This window comes from uncultured Shewanella sp. (assembly GCF_947491715.1).
Taxonomy (GTDB): Bacteria; Pseudomonadota; Gammaproteobacteria; order Enterobacterales; family Shewanellaceae; genus Shewanella.
This window is the reverse complement of sequence record NZ_CANLKR010000096.1, coordinates 1-1,178: the sequence shown is the minus strand read 5'-3', so window position 1 is coordinate 1,178 and position 1,178 is coordinate 1. Positions and strand designations below refer to the sequence as shown.

1 rRNA gene is annotated in these 1,178 nt (G+C 49.5%); it reads right to left on the bottom strand.

The window, feature by feature from the left end:
* A 23S ribosomal RNA gene (locus tag Q0779_RS23635) occupies positions 1–1,161 on the bottom strand; the annotation flags it as partial.
* Positions 1,162–1,178: the final 17 nt, after the last annotated feature.

Here is a 1,178-nt window from a genome sequence, read left to right as displayed (position 1 = left end):
CACTAGTACCCGTAGCTTCGGTGTATTGCTTAGCCCCGTTAAATCTTCCGCGCAGGCCGACTCGACTAGTGAGCTATTACGCTTTCTTTAAATGATGGCTGCTTCTAAGCCAACATCCTAGCTGTCTAAGCCTTCCCACATCGTTTCCCACTTAGCAATAACTTTGGGACCTTAGCTGACGGTCTGGGTTGTTTCCCTTTTCACGACGGACGTTAGCACCCGCCGTGTGTCTCCCGTATAGTACTCATTGGTATTCGGAGTTTGCAAAGGGTTGGTAAGTCGGGATGACCCCCTAGCCTTAACAGTGCTCTACCCCCAATGGTATTCGTACGAGGCGCTACCTAAATAGCTTTCGAGGAGAACCAGATATCTCCCGGTTTGATTGGCCTTTCACCCCCAGCCACAAGTCATCCGCTCATTTTTCAACATAAGTCGGTTCGGTCCTCCAGTTGATGTTACTCAACCTTCAACCTGCCCATGGCTAGATCACCGGGTTTCGGGTCTACACCTTGCAACTAAACGCGCAGTTAACACTCGGTTTCCCTACGGCTCCGCTATTCGCTTAACCTCGCTACAAAATGTAAGTCGCTGACCCATTATACAAAAGGTACGCAGTCACGGTCTCAAAAACCGCTCCCACTGCTTGTACGTATACGGTTTCAGGTTCTATTTCACTCCCCTCACAGGGGTTCTTTTCGCCTTTCCCTCACGGTACTGGTTCACTATCGGTCAGTCAGGAGTATTTAGCCTTGGAGGATGGTCCCCCCATATTCAGACAAGATGTCACGTGTCCCGTCCTACTCGTTTTCACGTAAAGTTAGTTTTCATGTACGGGGCTATCACCCTGTGCCGCTGTGCTTTCCAACACATTCCACTAACACCCTCTACGCTTAAGGGCTAACCCCCGTTCGCTCGCCGCTACTAGGGGGATCTCGGTTGATTTCTTTTCCTCCGGGTACTTAGATGTTTCAGTTCCCCGGGTTCGCCTCACAACACTATGTATTCATGTTGTGATAACAGCTTATGCTGCTGGGTTTCCCCATTCGGACATCGTTAGCTCAAATGCTTGTTACTAGCTCGCCAACGCTTTTCGCAAGTTACTACGTCCTTCATCGCCTCTGACTGCCAAGGCATCCACCATATACGCTTAGTCACTTAACCATACAACACTAATAAGT